Origin of the sequence: Candidatus Pelagibacter sp. Uisw_090 (genome assembly GCF_047717845.1) — a bacterium.
GTDB lineage: Bacteria > Pseudomonadota > Alphaproteobacteria > Pelagibacterales > Pelagibacteraceae > Pelagibacter.
On the sequence record NZ_CP159810.1, the window covers coordinates 660,516 to 676,849 of the forward strand.

Sequence of the window (16,334 nt, forward strand, 5' to 3'; positions counted from 1 at the left end):
ATGTTATTTTTTTACTTCTGGAGAGTTGAGTAATCCCTGGATACCTGTAGATTTGATAATTTCAACTTTAACGTTTTCAGCAATTTGTACTTCAACTTTTTCATTATCAATAATTCTTTCAACTGTCCCAATAATACCAGCAGACGTTACAACCTTGTCTCCTCTTGATAAGTTTTCTACCATGGCTTTATGCTCTTTAACTTTCTTTTGTTGAGGTCTTATTAAAAAAAAGTAAAAAATAACAAAAATTAAAATTAGTGGTATAAATTGTCCTATTCCTAAATCCATGTTTCTCCTTGATTAATGTGAATACTTACAACATCTATTAAATTAAAACAACTTTAAATCTTGTTGATTTTCTCAATATTATTCATGTAAGGCTTTAAAACCGTAGGTACAATAATAGAACCATCTTCTTGTTGATAGTTTTCTAATATAGCAACCAGCGTTCTGCCAACCGCTAAACCACTACCATTTAGGGTTCCAACAAAGACTGTTTCTTTTTTATTGTTTTTATATCTGGCCTTCATTCTTCTAGATTGAAATGATCCACATGAAGAACAGCTTGAAATTTCTCTATATTTATCTTCTGATGGAAGCCATACCTCAATATCGAAAGTTTTTTCAGCACTAAAGCCCATGTCGCCAGTACATAAAACAATTTTTCTATAAGGAAGTTTTAATAAATCTAATATTTTTGTCGCACAATCAGTCATTCTATCAAGTTCATCTAAACAATTTTCAGCCTCAACAATACTAACCATTTCAACTTTGTAAAATTGGTGTTGTCTAATCATCCCCTTAGTATCTTTACCATAGCTTCCAGCCTCTTTTCTAAAACAAGGAGTTGAGGCAACCATTCTCATTGGTAGATTTTTTTTATCAACAATTTGGTCTTTAACTATATTTGTTAAAATTACTTCTGCTGTTGGAATTAAAAATTTTCTATCACTTGAGTCATCGAGCTTGAGTTCAAATTGGTCATTGTCAAATTTTGGTAACTGGCCTGTTCCAAACATGGTTGAGTCTGTAGCTATTAATGGAGGTGAAATTTCTTTATAACCATTAACGTTGACATGAGTATCGAGCATAAAATTAGATAGCGCCCTCTCTAATAAAGCCAATTTATCTTTTACAAAAACAAATCTAGAGCCTGTTGTTTTTGTTGCAAGATCAAAATCTAACATTTCTAAATTCTCACCCAATTCATAATGAGACTTAGGTTTAAATGTAAAATTAGGTATTGTTCCTGATTTTGAAATTTCTATATTTGAGTTCTCATCTTTACCAATGGGCACATCCGAATAAGGTATATTAGGAATTGATGATAAGATAGTCTCTAATTGTTCTTTAATAACTGCTTGTAGGTTGTTAACTTTTTCTATTTCAGTAGAAATTTTTTTAGATTTTTCAAAAAGTGTTTTGTCTTTTGATTTTGAAATATCTTTTCTTTCTTTTTCAAGTATTTCTCTTTGTTGGATATATTTTCTATTGTTTTCATCTAATGATAAAATTTCATCAACATCTATATCTAAGAATCTTTTATTTAAAGCATCTTTAAAAGCCTCAATATTATTTCTGATTTCTTTTATATTATGCATCTTTTTTATTTTTTTTTTCAATAATGTTTACAGAAAATATAGATAATTCATATAAAATCAATAATGGTATTGCTAAACCAATTTGAGTTATAGGATCTGGTGGCGTTAATAGTGCTGCTGCTGCAAAAATCATTACAACAACATATTTTCTTTTTTCTCTAAGAAATTTTGCATCAACCATACCTACCCTAGCTAGTAAACTAAGAACGACTGGTAGCTGAAAGCTTATACCGAATGCAAAAATTAATTTCATTACAAGCGAAAGGTATTCACTCACTTTTGCTTCTAATTGAATGGGTAAACCTGTTGACGCCCCTGTACTTTCAAAGGAAAGAAAAAATTTTATGGCTAGTGGCATTATTAAATAATAGACAAGCATGCCACCTAAAAAAAATAATATAGGCGTTAAAACTAGATACGGAACAATTGCAATTTTTTCATGTTTATAGAGACCTGGTGCAATAAATTTCCATATTTGCATTAATATATAAGGACATGTAACAAAAAATGCTGCAAAAAATGAAACCTTTAAATAAGTTAAAAACGTTTCTTGTAATGCTGTAAAAATTAATCTTCTATCAGTACCACTGTCATTTACGGCTTTAGCAAAAGGTTCAACTAAAAAACCATAAAGATGTTCTGAAAAAAAATAACATCCAATGAAAAATATAAATAAAAAAATAAAAGAATGAATTAATCTCTTTCTAAGCTCAGTTAAATGACTTACAAAGCCGCCCTCATTTTCAGATTTTGTCATTATCTTTTTTTCTTCTACGGGTTTTTCTATTTCGTTAGACTCAATATCAAGTTCAGCCACTTCACTTTGTATGTTGGTAATATATCTTTTAGTAGTCCCAATCCAGGATCCTACTTTTTTTAACATAAACGGAAAATCTTTAGGACCTATAACAATAATTGCTACAGCTACTACCAGTAAAATCTCAAACCAGCCAATAGTGGGCATTTAATTTATTCTTTGTCTTTGCTGTCTTGATTATTTTCAGAAACATTTTTAGGCTCTGGCTCATCAGTGATATCTGTAGCCATACCTTTTTTAAAACTTTTAATACCTTTAGCTACATCCCCCATTAAACTAGAGATTTTACCTCTACCAAATAAAAGGACCACTAAAATAACTACTATTGCTATTTGCCAAATTCCTATGCTCATATAATTTTATACCCCTTTTAGATTTAATTTTAAAGTAACTTTTTATTTTTCTTCGTCAGGACTAAGTGTTCCACCTAGCATTTCATCTATATTTTCATAGATGTCTTCTTTCTTTTCTTCCTGTTTTTCTTTATAAAATTTACCTGTACCAAATATTGCATTATCTATATTGGCGCTATCTATTAAGCCAGCCGATCCTAGTTCATCAACAGTTGGTAAATCTGATAATTTTTGAAGACTAAAATGGCTTAAAAAATCAACAGTAGTTCCATACTGAATTGGTTTACCTGGCACATCTTTGCGTCCTTGAGGCTTAACCCAATTTAATTCCATCAGTATATCAAGTGTATTTGTGCCAAAAGCCACACCTCTGATTTCCTCAATTTCAGCTCTAGTTACAGGTTGGTGATAAACAATAATAGCTAAAGTTTCAACAGCTGCTCTAGATAGTTTTTTTTCAACAGTTTTTTCCTGTGACATCAAATTTGATAAATTTTCAGAAGTCCTGAATGACCATCTGTTTGAAATGCAAACTAAATTGATGCCTCTTGTAGAATATTCTATTTGAAGTTTTTCTAAAGTTTTTAAAACATCAATTTTTTTAGAAATTTTAGATTCTATTGTGTCAATATCAAGAGGTTCTAATGCAGCAAAGACAATAGCCTCAACTTCTCTTTCTCCATCATTTAATTTTTTTGGAAATGTTACAATGTTTGTTTTTAAATTTTTGTTTATTTTGGTCACTTAATCTCCTTAACATATATTTCATCAAATAAGTTTTCTTGCTTGATTGTAAGATTGCCTTCTTTAACAAGTTCAAGAGATCCCGCAAAAATCCCAGCTTTACCAGTTTTTTTATATTTTATACCATCTTTAAAGTTTTTTGGGATTAAATCGTTAATATTCTTCCAATCTATCAATTTACCAAAAAATTCTCTAATACGCTTTATACCATCCTCTGTAGTAAACACCGGTAGTTTAGGTATATTCATTCTTTGGAAGTCTTTTGTCATGATAATACCAGAATATGTTTTTAACAATTCATAGAGGTTTAATTTATATTCAGTACTATAAATTGATCGTATATTTCCTTTAATTCCTCTTAAGCGTATTTCTCTACCCAATCTTTTCCTTTTTAACATTTGATCTGAAAGAAGGCGTATTAATTCCAATTTTTTTAATTGTAATTTTAGTTGTTGAGCAACCTCTAATAATTTAAATTCTTCCTCAGGGTTTCCAGGTAATAAAAGTTTAGATTTTAAGTAAGTTAACCATGTTGCCATCAATAAATATTCAGATGCCGTCTCTAAATTAAGATTTTTTTCGTTTGTGATATAATCATGAAACTGATCTGCCAATAATGTTATGGAGATATTTTCTAGATCTACTTTTTGTGCTTTAGCTAAATCTAACAGAACATCTAAGGGACCTTGATAGTTTTCAAGATCAACATTAAAATCATTAGAATCGGTATCAGGCATATCAAATATTAACTTATAATCTTATGAAATTGTGATGTTTTTTTGATTATAAACTTACTTATTAAAGGTGAGTTAATTGCAACATCACACATTTCCTTAATATTTCCATTGCAATGAAGGACTAAATCACAACCAGCATCAAAAGCTCTCAAAGTATTAACTTTAATTGAACTTTTTAGGCTTTTCATGGATATATCATCAGACATTATTATGTTCTTAAATTTAATATGACTTCTTATTAATTCAATTATTTTTTTTGAATGCGTTGCTGTATTAGTCTTGTCTATATTTGTGTAAATTATATGTGCAGTCATAGCAAAAAGGCTAGACTTTTTCTTAAAAGTTGAAAAATCATTTTTTATCAAATATTTTAAATTTTCATTAACCGTTGGTGTTAATTTGTGACTATCTACTTTAGCTAAGCCATGGCCAGGAATATGTTTAATAACAGTTCCTATATTATTCGAGTGAAAGTGATTTATGCAAATATCACCTATTTTTGAGACAATTTTTGGGTCTTTTGAAAATGATCTATCACCAATTATTGAACTAGAACCTTTTAACCTTAAATCAAGAACAGGCAGAGTGTTGATATTTACTCCAATCGACTTTAATAAGAATGATGTCTGTTTTATAAAAATTTTATAATAATTATAAAACTTTTTCTTATCTTTTAAATAAAGTTTACCAAAAAATTCACCTGTTAAAGGATCTGCATTGAAAATATTTTTTAATCTATTAACTCGTCCACCCTCTTGATCAATCAAAATAGGGTAATTTTTATCTTTAAATACTTTTTTTATTTGATCTGTTAATTTCTTGGTCTGATTTAAAGATATTATATTTCTTGAAAAAAGTATTACACCCCAGGGTTTATATTGCTGAAGAAAATTTTTTTCTTTAATGGATAAAGTTGTGGATTTAATACCAGTTATAAAGCTTCTTCTGTTATTCATTATTGTTTATTAACTTCCAAAAGTTATAATTTTTTTTATTTTTATCTATAGTTTTTTCAACATATTCAACTATATCAATAGTGTCATTTTTTAATAAAATTATATTTTGAGAATACTTTTTAATTTTTTCATCTAGCAGTTTATAAGATCTATAAGAATTTTTTTTATTATCATCTGAAAAATAATATTTTAATGCTAAGAAAAAAAACAATATAATTACAAATAAATAAAAAAGGTATTTTAATTCTTTTAACATTACATTTTTTCCGGTGTATCCACACCAACAATATTCATCCCTGATCGAATTACAGTAGATATAACTTTTAAAAAAACCAGTTTATCATTAGGTATTTTTTTTTGATCGTTAATAAACCTTTTACTTGGATCATCCTTACCCATGTTCCAATAAGAATGAAATTCAGATGACAGTTCATATAAATAAACTGGGATACTATGCGGTTCTAATCTTAAACTAGCTGTCTCAATGCATTTAGGCCATTCAGCAATCTTTTTTAAAATCTTAATTTCATCATTGGAATATTGAAAATCATATTCACTAATATTTAGATCTTTATTAATATCTAAATCAACATGTCTAAAAACTGATGATATTCTCGCAAAACAATACTGTACATAATAAAGTGGATTATCTTTTGACTTTTCTTTAACTTTTGCAAAATCAAAATCTAACTCAACGTCGCTACTTCTATTGAGCATGATAAATCGTGTCGCATCTTTACCAACTTCTGAAATCAAATCTTCTACGGTAATATAATCTCCTTTTCTTTTAGACATTTTAAATGGTTTGCCATCTTTAATTAACTTAACTAGCTGACTAACCTTACAAATTAACTTATTCTTGTCTCTAGAAAGAGCCTTTACAACTGAAGTAATTCTTTTTATATACCCTGCGTGATCAGCTCCAAGTATGTTGATAAGCACATCGTAGCCTCTGTTAAGTTTATTATTATGATAAGCAACATCGCTAGCAAAATAAGTCCATGACTTGTCAGATTTTTGTAAGGCTCTATCTTTATCATCTCCAAAATTAGTTGATTTAAATAGAAGCTGCTCTCTTTCTACCCAATTATCATCGTCCTCTCCTTTAGGTGCCTTAATTTTTCCTTCGTATACTAGGTTTTTCTCTTTTAAATTCTCAATTACCTTTTCCACTTCTTTATTTAAAACAATTTGAGTTTCACTTGTAAATTTATCATGAATTATTCCCAAGTTAGCTAAATTAGTCTTAATTAATTTCAAAGACTCTGCCACAGACAATAGTGTTAATTCCTTAGATACATCATCAAATTTATCAAATTTTAAATTTTTGTTGTTATCAATAATAATTTTAGCAATGTCTACTAAGTAATCACCTGGATAAAGATCCGGATTATCAATAGGAAACTTTTCATCATTAAGAATTTCCCTAATTCTATGAAAGACAGATTTTGTAAAATTTATAATTTGGTTGCCATAATCATTTACATAATATTCTTTAGAAACGTCATGTTTATTAAAAATCAATATATTTGAAATAACATCTCCTAAGATTGCACCACGACAATGACCAACATGTAATGGACCTGTAGGATTGGCAGAAACAAACTCTATGAGATATTTTTGTTTTTTTTCTTTAATATTTACTCCAAAGTTTTTATAATTTTCATTAACATTTTTTATAAAATTGTTCCAATATATTGCTTTAAATTTAATATTGATAAAACCAGGTTTTGCTACTGATATAGTTTCAATATTTTCATCTTCGTTTTTGATTAAATCAATCAAAGTATTTGCAATATCAATTGGAGATTTTTTGTTAGCCTTAGATAGTACCATGGCTACATTTGTTGATATATCGCAGTCAAAATTTGATGGTGGTATGTCTACATTAATTCCATTTAAGGATTCAGATAATTCAATAGAACCATCTTTATTTAGCTTTTTAATTAAAATTATTATTTTATCTAAGTAAAGGTCAAAAATGTTCATTAAATACTTTTGTGTAAATTGATTGCATATCTATCTGTCATACCTGAAATAAAATCAGCAATTGCTCTGTTAGAGTCATTCTTTAATTGGTCAACATTTAAGAATTTTTTTGGCTTATTCTTAATTTTATAAAAAAGTTTATTAACAATTTTTTTTCCATGATTATTTTTTAATAATACTTTCTTATTATTGTACATTTTGCTTCTTAGGAAAAACCTAACTTCTTTTTCAATTTTTAGAAATTTACTAGAAAAACATACTATAGGATTATTTAATTTATAAACATCATTTAAAGATTTGATCTTATTGGATTTTAAATTATTTTTAGTATTTTTAATCAAATCTCTAACCATTAAATCAATTGAATCTCGTATTATTTGATATATCAAAATATCTTTATTATTATTTTTAATATTATTTTTGTGAGATTTATAAATATCTTTAAAAAAATTAATTTCAATCAAGTCGTTTAAATTAAACATTTTGGCTCTGATACCATCTTGTATGTCATGATTATTATAGGCAATATCATCAGAGATTGCTGATATTTGAGCTTCCAATGATCCAGAGTTAGTAAAATTTATTTTATTTTTAAAACTTTTCAATCCAATAAGTCTATTAACTGTAGAGATATCTTCAATTGGGCCATTGTGCTTTAATAATCCATCTAAAGTTTCTAATGTTAAGTTTAGACCTTTAAATTTAAGGTATTTATGTTCAAGAAACATAATTATTCTTAAAGTTTGAAGATTATGATCAAAACCTCCGAAGTTAACCATGCATTCATTAAGGGCATCTTCTCCAGCATGTCCAAACGGTGTGTGTCCCAAATCATGAGCCAAACTTAAAGTTTCAGCTAGATCATCATTTAAACCTAAATGTTTAGCTATTGATCTTGCAATTTGTGCAACTTCAATTGAATGGGTAATTCTAGTTCTAAAGTGATCCCCTTCTGTATTAACAAAAACTTGTGTTTTATGTTTTAGCCTTCTGAATGAGGCACTGTGAATAATCCTATCTCTATCTCTTTGAAATGGTGTTCTATAAAGTGAATTGGCTTCTTTAAAAATACGACCTTTACTTTTAGATAGAGCTAAATTTGAGTAATTATTCATACTTTAAATTTAATAAATTGATATTATATTAGTAATATCAGTGTTGTTATATGATTAAAGAAATTAAATTTACAGATAAAGCTATAAAACAGATTAATAATTTGTTGTCTCAAAAAGATCCAGGGTCATTTTTTAGAATCGCTATTAAAGGTGGTGGTTGCTCAGGTTTTCAATATGAGTTTACTTTTGACAAAAAATTAGAAGCAGATGATTTAAAGCATGAAAATATTCTTATTGATAAAACTTCAGCAGACTTATTAAAAGGTTCAGAAGTAGACTTTGTCTCAGAACTAATTGGTGATCAATTCAAGATCTCTAACCCACAAAGCAAATCTTCTTGCGGTTGTGGTGTTTCTTTCTCTATATAATGATTATCACATCTTGGAATGTTAATTCTGTTAGAGCAAGAGTTGAAAATATTAAAGAATACCTTCAAAAATTTTCTCCTGATGTTGTCATGATGCAAGAGATCAAAACTCAAGATGAAACTTTTCCATATGATGATTTTTCAGCATTAGATTATGAAAGTCATGTATTTGGACAAAAAAGTTATAACGGAGTTGCTATCATATCTAAGCATAAACTAGAAAATGTTAGATTAGATTTGATTAAAGACAAGTTAAAACAATCTAGAATTATTTCAGCAGAATTAAAACATAAGAAAAAAAATATTCAACTGATTAACATTTACACTCCAAACGGTAATCCTGTAGATACTGATAAATATACTTATAAAAAAGAATGGTTAGATACTTTGATTAAACAGCTAAAAACTCTTTCAAAGAAAAATGAAAACATTATTTTAGCAGGTGATTTTAATATTCTTCCTTCAGCAGAAGATGCTTATAATATTAAAGGTTTTGAAGATGACGCTTTATACAGACTTGAGATAAGAAAAAAATTTAGAGAAATGATTAATCTAGGTTTTCATGATGCCTACCGTCATATTCATGGCGAAACAGAAGGCTATACTTATTGGGATTATATGAGAGGTGCTTGGCAGAAAAATAATGGATTAAGAATAGATCACTTCTTAGTATCAAATTCTTTATTAAATATAGTTAAGAATGTTAATATTAATAAAGACCCCAGAGGAAAAGAAAAACCCTCAGATCACACACCTATTGAAATTGAATTAACTTAAAGATTTAATTTTATTAACAAGTTCTTCATTAATATTTCTTGGTCCTTTATCTAGTCTATTTTTATGTCTTCTTTCACCTGGAAGTCTAACACCCTCCATAGCTGACATTTTACTAAAAAATTCATCCGCATGCTTATCCCAACCTTTACCAGAAATTTTCTCAGGTGAGATTGCTATAATAAATTCTCCACCACTTGGAGGACCACCATCGTTATTATCTTTAGCAGCAGTTTCAAAACTAAAATTTTCACCTATTAATGCACCAGCTAATAATTCAACCATCATTGCTATACTAGATCCTTTATAGCCACCAAATGGAAGTATAACTCCACCATCAGCGATTTCTCCAGGATCAGTTGTTTCTTTACCCTCTTTAGTTAAGCCCGTTCCAAGAGGAACTTTATGCCCTTCTCTTTTTGCAATCTGAACTTCACCCATTGCCATTGAAGCAGTTGCCATATCGTAGACAACTGGAGTTTTACCAGGTCTAGGCCAAGCAAAAGAAATTGGATTTGTACCATATAAAGGTTTTGTAGCACCAGCTGGTGCAACGGCTGGTTTGTAAGATGTGCAAGCGATACCAACAAGACCAGCTTCTGCAATAGCTTCAGTTTCAGGCCAAAGTGCTGCCATGTGATGTGAATTTTTTATTGCTAGGACTGCTACACCATTTTTTTTGGCCAAATCAATAACAGCAGGTAATCCTAAACTTAAAACCATAGGAGCAACTGCATTATTACCTAATACTTTAATAATACTTGGAGCAACATTTTCTAATTCAGGTCTTGCTTTACCATTAATTTTTTTACTTTTTAAGCCAGCCACATAAGCAGGTAATCTAAACAAACCATGAGAAACAGAACCATCTCTTTCAGCTCTCATGATGGTATCAGCTAAGATACTAGCATTTTCCTCATCACAACCATTAGCTAGTAATGTTTTTTTAGCTAATTCTAAAATTTCATTTAATGTTAAGGATACTGTATTCATTTATTTAGCTTTACATTTTTTGCATAAACCAAAAAACTCTAAATTATATTTATTATATTGCATTCCAGTATCGTCTTCAAAATTAGTTAAATATTTTGAAAGTTTTGGATTATTAATTTCAGAAACATTTTCACATTTATTGCAAATTGAAAAGATTGTAGCATTAGAAACTTCACAATTTGAATTTTTACAAGCTATAAAAGCATTTCGACTTTCAATTTTATGAATTTTACCTATTTCAACTAATTTATCTAAAGCCCTATAAACTTGTAAGGGAGCTTTTATTCCTTTTTTTTGAACATTAAATAATATTGAATAAGCTTTAAGTGGTTCTTTAGCTTTTTCAATAAAATCAAATATGATTTGTTGGTTTTTTGATAAACTTTCTTGTTTTTGCATATCTAAATTTTTAATTAGCTATTAGTTTTTTAATTTAATCGATTGTTTTATTTTTAACAAAGATAATATAAATAAAATTAAAGAAGCAACTATTATTGAAGGTCCTGAAGATGTATTGAATTCTAATGAAGAGAATAATCCTAAAACTACAGACAATAAACCCCCTATAATTGAATAAAATACCATTTTTTGTGGACTGTCTGAAATATTTCTAGCCATTGCAGCAGGAATAATCAACATTCCAGTAATTAAAAGCAAACCTACCATTTTAATTGATATGGCAATAACAGCAGCCATTAAAATTGTGAATATAGCCTTTGATCTATCTGGATTCAAACCTTCAGCCTCAGCTAATTCATAATTTACAGTTGATGCAAATAAAGGTTTCCAAATTAATTTAAGTATAATTAAAATTACAGCACCACCAGTCCACACAACAAATATATCATTAGTTGTGACAGCTAATATGTCACCAAATAATAAACCCATAATATCAAATCTTATGAAAGTTAAAAAACCAATTACCACTAACCCAACTGCTAATGAAGAATGAGCTAAAAGACCAAGCAAAGCATCACCAGGTAAATTAGTTTTTTTTTGTAATTGTATTAATAATAAAGCTATGACGGAAGAAATTACAAACACTGAAAGAGCAATATTTAAATCAAACGTATAAGCAATTGTAACACCAAGTAATGCTGAATGAGAAAGTGTATCACCAAAATAAGACAATCTTCTCCAAATAACAAAACATCCTAGTGGTCCTGCTACTAAAGCAATTCCAATACCAGCAATTAATGCTCTTATAAAAAAATCATCAAACATCTAGTTTTTTTTTATATTCCCTTCATCAGAGTGTTCATGATCATGTTTGTGTTCATAAATAGAGAGTATCTGAGAAGCTTGTTCTCCAAATAATGTTTTATATTCATTATTTTTTGCAACATCAATTGGTGAACCTGAACAACAAACATGGCCATTTAAACAAACAACATGATCTGTTGCAGTCATTACTGTGTGTAAATCATGTGAGATTAGTAAAATTCCACAATTTAAAGTATCTGAGATTTTTTTAATTAACTCATACAAAGCTATCTCTCCAGTAAAATCGACACCTTGAACTGGTTCATCAAGTACTAACAATTCCGGTTTTTTTGAAATAGCTCTAGCAAGTAAAACTCTTTGAAATTCACCACCAGATAAATTACCTAAATTTTTATTTTTAAGATGCATCACTCCCGTTAATGATAAAGCTTCATTAATCTGATCATCCTTAATATTTTCAGTCAATACCATAAAGTCGTTAACTCTTAGTGGCAATGTCCAATCTATTGAAATCTTTTGAGGAACATATCCAATTTTATTAGTGTATTTTTCAACACTACCTTCAATATTTTTATAAATACCTAATGCAATTTTAGCAGTTGTACTTTTGCCCGAACCATTTGGACCAATGAGAGTTACAATCTTGCCCTTCTCAACCTGCAGAGATACACCCTCTACTAGCCATTTATTATTTTGGCGAAAACCTGCATTATTTAATTTAACTAATATATTCTTATCTAAATCCATATAGCTCTTGACTTTTTTAAATGTTATATTATTACACAATGTTATATTATAACAATTAATTAAATATTTAAATTATGAACAAACTAAAAAAAATACCATTTATTCTATCGATTTTATCAATATTAATGTTTTTTACACCAGCTAATGCTGAAATAAAAGTAGTTACATCAATTAAACCTATTCATTCATTAGCGAGCTATCTTATGAATGGTGTTGGAAAACCAGATTTAATTGTAGATGGTTTTAACTCACCACATGGGTTTTCAATGAAACCATCTCATGCGAAAATGTTACAAAATGCAGATCTTATATTTTGGATAGGTGAAGATTTAGAAAATTTTTTAGAAAAACCATTAAATTCAATTGCAAAAAAAGCAGAAAAAATTGAATTAATAGAAATTAAAGGTTTAAATGTATTAAAGTTTAGAGAAAGAAATATTTTTGATGAACATGATCATGACGATCACGCTAAAAAAGAAGATAGTCATGACGATCATGCTAAAAAGGAGGATGGGCATGATGAGCATGAAGGACATGGACATGGTGAATATGATCCCCACGTTTGGTTAGATCCTATTAATGCAAAAGTAATTCTAAAAGAAATGACTGAGCATTTAATTGAAAATGATTCAAAAAATGCATCTACTTACAAAAGTAACTTAGATAAGGCACTTAATGATATAGATAAACTTACTATGGATGTAATGACTGAATTAAATGAAAGTACTTCATCTATTGTTTTCCATGATGCATATCAATATTTTGAAAAAAGATTTAATGTAAAAATATTGGGAGCTTTTACAGTTAATACTGACATAATGCCTGGTGCAGAACAATTATCAGAAATTAGAGAAATAATTGAACATGATAAAGTAAAATGTATTTTCTCAGAACCTCAATTTAATCCTGATATCATTAAGGTAGTTGCTAAAGATATGAATATAAAAACTGGTGTAGTTGATCCACTTGGGGCTACTTTAAATCCAGGAAAGAATTTATATTTTGATCTAATAAGAAATATGTCTGCTTCTTTTAAAGGTTGTTAAATTTTTATACTAACTAAATATTTATGTTTAATATTAATTAGATTTTTTTTAATTTTATAATTATTTTACAACTAAAGACAAAATAATGTTGACAGTTTATTTTTTTACTTTATGTAATGTTATAATATAACATTAATAAATAAAGGTATTTAAAATGAAAACATTAATAAAGGTACTTACAATCATAATCATCTTAACTACAAATGCTTATAGTGAAGATAACCATAAAGATCATGATCATGACAATCATGATAAAGATGGGTTTTATGGACATTTAGATGTAGCAATATTTGCTGACTCAATGACAAAAGTTGCTAATGATGGAAAATATAACGAAATATATTCACATACGCATGCTGAAATTGGTAATAGATTTTCAGAAAATTTTTCTATTAACTCAAATATAAAATTAGAAGGTGGACCAGATGGTAATAGTCACGCTCATGGTGGTGCTCTTACACCAGATGGAGATGACCATGGTATCAACGATCATATGTTAATTTTTGAAGAACTTACCTTAAATTATGACACAAAAAAATTTTCTGGTTATTTAGGAAAATTTAACCCAGCTGTTGGATTAGATTATCATAATTTTCCAGGCATGTATGGATACCAAGCGATCGAAGAATATGGAATTAAAGAACGAGTTGGTTTAGGTGGTATAATTAAAAAAAATGCAGGAAGTTTTGGTACACATGAATTAAATATTACCTCTTTTGCAGCTGATACTAGTGGTTTGAGTGATTCAATATTTTTTGAGCGTGGCCATAATAGTAAGCAAGATAGTGGTGTATCTAATACAGAAAATTTATCATCTTATTCAGCTTCGTTAAGTGGGTCATACCCTTTTTCATTTAAAGATAATTCTTTTAGCAAAGAACTTATTTATAGAATAGGCTATGCTGATCAGGCAGCAGGTGTTTCAGACGCAACAGATAATACTCGTTATTCTGCTTCTTTAATTTACAAAAATAAAATATCAAAAGATTTAAGTAGTAAATTTATCTTTGAAAGAATGCAGATTGATAATCTAGCAGGTGAAGATGCGCATGACCGTAGCCATACCACTGGTGGATTAGGTCTTGAATATCAAAAATGGAACTTTGGAACTACTTATACCTATACAGATAATGATGCTGATGAAGCAGATGAAAGTTTTAATGGAAGTATATTTCAATCATCCGTTGGATATTATTTAGGATCAGGTGTTGGATTAGACTTTGGATATAAAAGTCAAGATAAGGACAATAAAACTACTGAACGTATTGGGGTTGGTATAAAATTTAGTAGTGAATTTTAACAAATTCATAATAATTTTTTAATTTAAGATTTCAGTCTCTTCTATATTGTAATAAAATCCTCATAAAACTTACATATAGAGGAGACTATGTTTATTAAAAAATACCTTAAATGGGTCAGTACTGCTTTAGTATTAACTGGAATATTATTAACTAATTTAAATATCTACCCTATTAACATCTACTTCCATGGTCTTGGAGTTATTGGTTGGACGATAGCTGGGTTTATATCAAAAGATAAAGCTATATTAACTAACTTTGGATTACAGATACCACTGTTCTTAATAGGGATTTATAAGGTGATATTTTAGTATCTATAAAGCCCTAATAAGTTGTATTTAAAATATTATACAACTAGACAAAATTATTAATTAATATAATTAACGATGAATCATCATACCTCAAATAATATTAATAAATTCTCTATATAGACTTCAACTTTGAATAATATAATGATCAATGAATCAACTCATCACAAAAAATATTAATAAATTTACCTATAGATAAAATTTCTCTTCTCTATTAAATCGAGTTCAAGATTAAGAATCATTCGAAATGGAAAATAATAAAGATAAATAAAAAATAGGAAAAATAAGATGGAAATGACAACAATATATACGATCGTTGGCTTTGCTTTAGCGGGATATAGCGTTATAGCAAATGATTCAATTCAAACGCTTGGAACATTTATAGCGTCAAAACAAAAATGGTTTAAATGGTATACGCTAGCAAGCGCTGCTTCATTTGTGATGATACTTGCAATCACATGGGGCTGGTACAGTAATGCTGGTGATATATCTTACGGAAGATTAACTAGAATTCCTTTCCAAGAAATACAGTGGTATCATGCTGTGGCTCCTGGAATACTTTTAGTATTAACAAGAATAGGTATACCTGTTTCAACTACCTTTTTAGTACTGTCAGCATTTGCATCAACTGTAGTTCTTGAAAAAATGCTTATGAAGAGTGTTGTAGGATATGGCTTAGCAGCTGTTGCAGCATACATTTGTTGGATAGTAGTATCTAAATTTATCAATGAGAAATTTGATGAAGTTGAAGATAAATGGATAGGTTTTTGGAGAAACTCTGTATGGGTAACTTCTGCTTGGTTATGGTGGGTTTGGTTATCTCATGACGTAGCTAATATAGCCGTATATCTTCCAAGACAAATAGATGTAAATTTATTATTAATTGTTCTTGCATACTTTACAGCTCTTCTTTTTTATATCTTCTACATAAACGGAGGAACAATTCAAAAAGTTGTTTTAGATAAAACTGGAACTAGATACGCAAGATCAGCAACAATAATTAATGTGATTTATGCTGCTGTTCTTTACTACTTTAAAGAACTTAATGATTTACCAATGTCAACAACATGGGTATTTGTTGGTTTGTTGTGTGGTAGAGAGCTTGCAATATCTACAATGAATAAAGACTATAAGTTCAAGTATGTCTTTCCTTTAATTGGTAAAGACTTCCTTAAAATGACAATAGGATTGACGGTGTCAGTTGCAATTGTACTTGCAATTCACTACATCATTATTCCAAATAATTGGTTTTAAATATTAATTAT

The 16,334-nt window shown here is 28.7% G+C and carries 20 protein-coding genes; 6 read left to right on the forward strand and 14 right to left on the reverse strand.

Annotation, left to right across the window (positions count from 1 at the left end; all coding sequences use genetic code 11):
- Nucleotides 1-3: 3 nt before the first annotated feature.
- The 10 genes from yajC to ABXT58_RS03675 are packed head-to-tail and all read right to left on the reverse strand — an operon-like array spanning nt 4 to nt 8,312.
- Nucleotides 4-288, reverse strand: coding sequence for a preprotein translocase subunit YajC (gene yajC / locus ABXT58_RS03630; RefSeq protein WP_415304844.1), 285 nt, complete (start codon nt 286-288; stop codon nt 4-6).
- Nucleotides 289-341: 53 nt separating this feature from the next.
- Complete coding sequence (gene serS / locus ABXT58_RS03635) at nt 342-1,601, reverse strand: serine--tRNA ligase (RefSeq protein ID WP_415304846.1); 1,260 nt, start codon at nt 1,599-1,601, stop codon at nt 342-344.
- Nucleotides 1,594-2,565, reverse strand: coding sequence for a twin-arginine translocase subunit TatC (gene tatC / locus ABXT58_RS03640; RefSeq protein WP_415304848.1), 972 nt, complete (start codon nt 2,563-2,565; stop codon nt 1,594-1,596). The genes serS and tatC overlap by 8 nt, the downstream gene beginning before the upstream one ends.
- 5 nt (nt 2,566-2,570) lie before the next feature.
- Entirely contained in the window at nt 2,571-2,771 is a 201-nt protein-coding gene (tatA, locus tag ABXT58_RS03645; protein ID WP_006996943.1) for a twin-arginine translocase TatA/TatE family subunit, read from the reverse strand.
- 42 nt (nt 2,772-2,813) lie between these two features.
- Entirely contained in the window at nt 2,814-3,515 is a 702-nt protein-coding gene (scpB, locus tag ABXT58_RS03650; RefSeq protein ID WP_415304850.1) for an SMC-Scp complex subunit ScpB, read from the reverse strand.
- Complete coding sequence (locus tag ABXT58_RS03655; protein ID WP_415304852.1) at nt 3,512-4,252, reverse strand: segregation and condensation protein A; 741 nt, start codon at nt 4,250-4,252, stop codon at nt 3,512-3,514. The genes scpB and ABXT58_RS03655 overlap by 4 nt, the downstream gene beginning before the upstream one ends.
- Before the next feature lie 8 nt (nt 4,253-4,260).
- Nucleotides 4,261-5,208 carry a glycoside hydrolase family 3 N-terminal domain-containing protein gene (locus ABXT58_RS03660; protein ID WP_415304854.1) on the reverse strand — a complete coding sequence of 316 codons (948 nt, stop codon included), beginning with the start codon at nt 5,206-5,208 and terminating at the stop codon, nt 4,261-4,263.
- On the reverse strand, nt 5,201-5,464 hold the full coding sequence (locus tag ABXT58_RS03665; RefSeq protein WP_415304856.1) for a hypothetical protein: 264 nt from the start codon (nt 5,462-5,464) through the stop codon (nt 5,201-5,203). Before ABXT58_RS03665 ends, ABXT58_RS03660 begins: the two co-directional genes overlap by 8 nt.
- On the reverse strand, nt 5,464-7,197 hold the full coding sequence (argS, locus tag ABXT58_RS03670; RefSeq protein ID WP_415304858.1) for an arginine--tRNA ligase: 1,734 nt from the start codon (nt 7,195-7,197) through the stop codon (nt 5,464-5,466). The genes ABXT58_RS03665 and argS overlap by 1 nt, the downstream gene beginning before the upstream one ends.
- Nucleotides 7,197-8,312 (reverse strand): deoxyguanosinetriphosphate triphosphohydrolase, encoded by a 1,116-nt coding sequence (locus ABXT58_RS03675; protein ID WP_415304860.1) that lies wholly within the window; start codon nt 8,310-8,312, stop codon nt 7,197-7,199. The genes argS and ABXT58_RS03675 overlap by 1 nt, the downstream gene beginning before the upstream one ends.
- 50 nt (nt 8,313-8,362) lie before the next feature.
- On the opposite strand from ABXT58_RS03675, the gene ABXT58_RS03680 reads away from it, so the two are divergent.
- Both ABXT58_RS03680 and xth read left to right on the forward strand, forming a co-directional pair.
- On the forward strand, nt 8,363-8,680 hold the full coding sequence (locus ABXT58_RS03680) for a HesB/IscA family protein (protein ID WP_168606297.1): 318 nt from the start codon (nt 8,363-8,365) through the stop codon (nt 8,678-8,680).
- On the forward strand, nt 8,680-9,456 hold the full coding sequence (xth, locus tag ABXT58_RS03685) for an exodeoxyribonuclease III (RefSeq protein ID WP_415304862.1): 777 nt from the start codon (nt 8,680-8,682) through the stop codon (nt 9,454-9,456). The genes ABXT58_RS03680 and xth overlap by 1 nt, the downstream gene beginning before the upstream one ends.
- Here xth and ABXT58_RS03690 read toward each other — a convergent pair.
- From ABXT58_RS03690 to ABXT58_RS03705, 4 genes are read right to left on the reverse strand one after another with little or no spacing between them, the layout of a single operon-like run.
- A complete protein-coding gene (locus ABXT58_RS03690) occupies nt 9,448-10,446 on the reverse strand; it encodes an Ldh family oxidoreductase (protein WP_415304864.1) in 999 nt (332 codons plus the stop codon). The genes xth and ABXT58_RS03690 overlap by 9 nt on opposite strands.
- A complete protein-coding gene (locus ABXT58_RS03695) occupies nt 10,447-10,845 on the reverse strand; it encodes a Fur family transcriptional regulator (protein WP_415304866.1) in 399 nt (132 codons plus the stop codon).
- A 21-nt stretch (nt 10,846-10,866) separates the two neighbouring features.
- On the reverse strand, nt 10,867-11,670 hold the full coding sequence (locus tag ABXT58_RS03700) for a metal ABC transporter permease (protein WP_415304868.1): 804 nt from the start codon (nt 11,668-11,670) through the stop codon (nt 10,867-10,869).
- Nucleotides 11,671-12,417 carry an ATP-binding cassette domain-containing protein gene (locus tag ABXT58_RS03705; protein WP_415304870.1) on the reverse strand — a complete coding sequence of 249 codons (747 nt, stop codon included), beginning with the start codon at nt 12,415-12,417 and terminating at the stop codon, nt 11,671-11,673.
- 74 nt (nt 12,418-12,491) lie between these two features.
- Here ABXT58_RS03705 and ABXT58_RS03710 point away from each other — a divergent pair, with 74 nt between their 5' ends.
- The 4 genes from ABXT58_RS03710 to ABXT58_RS03725 all read left to right on the forward strand — a co-directional run bounded on the left by ABXT58_RS03710 (nt 12,492) and on the right by ABXT58_RS03725 (nt 16,323).
- A complete protein-coding gene (locus tag ABXT58_RS03710) occupies nt 12,492-13,463 on the forward strand; it encodes a zinc ABC transporter substrate-binding protein (protein ID WP_415304872.1) in 972 nt (323 codons plus the stop codon).
- Between the two features lie 154 nt (nt 13,464-13,617).
- Nucleotides 13,618-14,763 (forward strand): hypothetical protein, encoded by a 1,146-nt coding sequence (locus tag ABXT58_RS03715; RefSeq protein WP_415304874.1) that lies wholly within the window; start codon nt 13,618-13,620, stop codon nt 14,761-14,763.
- 87 nt (nt 14,764-14,850) lie between these two features.
- On the forward strand, nt 14,851-15,072 hold the full coding sequence (locus ABXT58_RS03720; protein ID WP_415304876.1) for a DUF6552 family protein: 222 nt from the start codon (nt 14,851-14,853) through the stop codon (nt 15,070-15,072).
- 291 nt (nt 15,073-15,363) lie between these two features.
- Nucleotides 15,364-16,323 carry a hypothetical protein gene (locus ABXT58_RS03725; protein WP_271518846.1) on the forward strand — a complete coding sequence of 320 codons (960 nt, stop codon included), beginning with the start codon at nt 15,364-15,366 and terminating at the stop codon, nt 16,321-16,323.
- The last annotated feature ends 11 nt before the right edge of the window (nt 16,324-16,334 follow it).

Coding starts and splice junctions, on each gene's coding strand:
- ABXT58_RS03655 (WP_415304852.1), bottom strand. CDS start 4,252: ATGCCTGATACCGATTCTAATGATTTTAATGTTGATCTTGAAAACTAT.
- tatC (WP_415304848.1), bottom strand. CDS start 2,565: ATGCCCACTATTGGCTGGTTTGAGATTTTACTGGTAGTAGCTGTAGCA.
- ABXT58_RS03675 (WP_415304860.1), bottom strand. CDS start 8,312: ATGAATAATTACTCAAATTTAGCTCTATCTAAAAGTAAAGGTCGTATT.
- ABXT58_RS03705 (WP_415304870.1), bottom strand. CDS start 12,417: ATGGATTTAGATAAGAATATATTAGTTAAATTAAATAATGCAGGTTTT.
- ABXT58_RS03690 (WP_415304864.1), bottom strand. CDS start 10,446: ATGAATACAGTATCCTTAACATTAAATGAAATTTTAGAATTAGCTAAA.
- tatA (WP_006996943.1), bottom strand. CDS start 2,771: ATGAGCATAGGAATTTGGCAAATAGCAATAGTAGTTATTTTAGTGGTC.
- ABXT58_RS03665 (WP_415304856.1), bottom strand. CDS start 5,464: ATGTTAAAAGAATTAAAATACCTTTTTTATTTATTTGTAATTATATTG.
- ABXT58_RS03720 (WP_415304876.1), top strand. CDS start 14,851: ATGTTTATTAAAAAATACCTTAAATGGGTCAGTACTGCTTTAGTATTA.
- ABXT58_RS03715 (WP_415304874.1), top strand. CDS start 13,618: ATGAAAACATTAATAAAGGTACTTACAATCATAATCATCTTAACTACA.
- ABXT58_RS03700 (WP_415304868.1), bottom strand. CDS start 11,670: ATGTTTGATGATTTTTTTATAAGAGCATTAATTGCTGGTATTGGAATT.
- ABXT58_RS03710 (WP_415304872.1), top strand. CDS start 12,492: ATGAACAAACTAAAAAAAATACCATTTATTCTATCGATTTTATCAATA.
- ABXT58_RS03695 (WP_415304866.1), bottom strand. CDS start 10,845: ATGCAAAAACAAGAAAGTTTATCAAAAAACCAACAAATCATATTTGAT.
- xth (WP_415304862.1), top strand. CDS start 8,680: ATGATTATCACATCTTGGAATGTTAATTCTGTTAGAGCAAGAGTTGAA.
- ABXT58_RS03725 (WP_271518846.1), top strand. CDS start 15,364: ATGACAACAATATATACGATCGTTGGCTTTGCTTTAGCGGGATATAGC.
- ABXT58_RS03660 (WP_415304854.1), bottom strand. CDS start 5,208: ATGAATAACAGAAGAAGCTTTATAACTGGTATTAAATCCACAACTTTA.
- ABXT58_RS03680 (WP_168606297.1), top strand. CDS start 8,363: ATGATTAAAGAAATTAAATTTACAGATAAAGCTATAAAACAGATTAAT.
- argS (WP_415304858.1), bottom strand. CDS start 7,197: ATGAACATTTTTGACCTTTACTTAGATAAAATAATAATTTTAATTAAA.
- serS (WP_415304846.1), bottom strand. CDS start 1,601: ATGCATAATATAAAAGAAATCAGAAATAATATTGAGGCTTTTAAAGAT.
- yajC (WP_415304844.1), bottom strand. CDS start 288: ATGGATTTAGGAATAGGACAATTTATACCACTAATTTTAATTTTTGTT.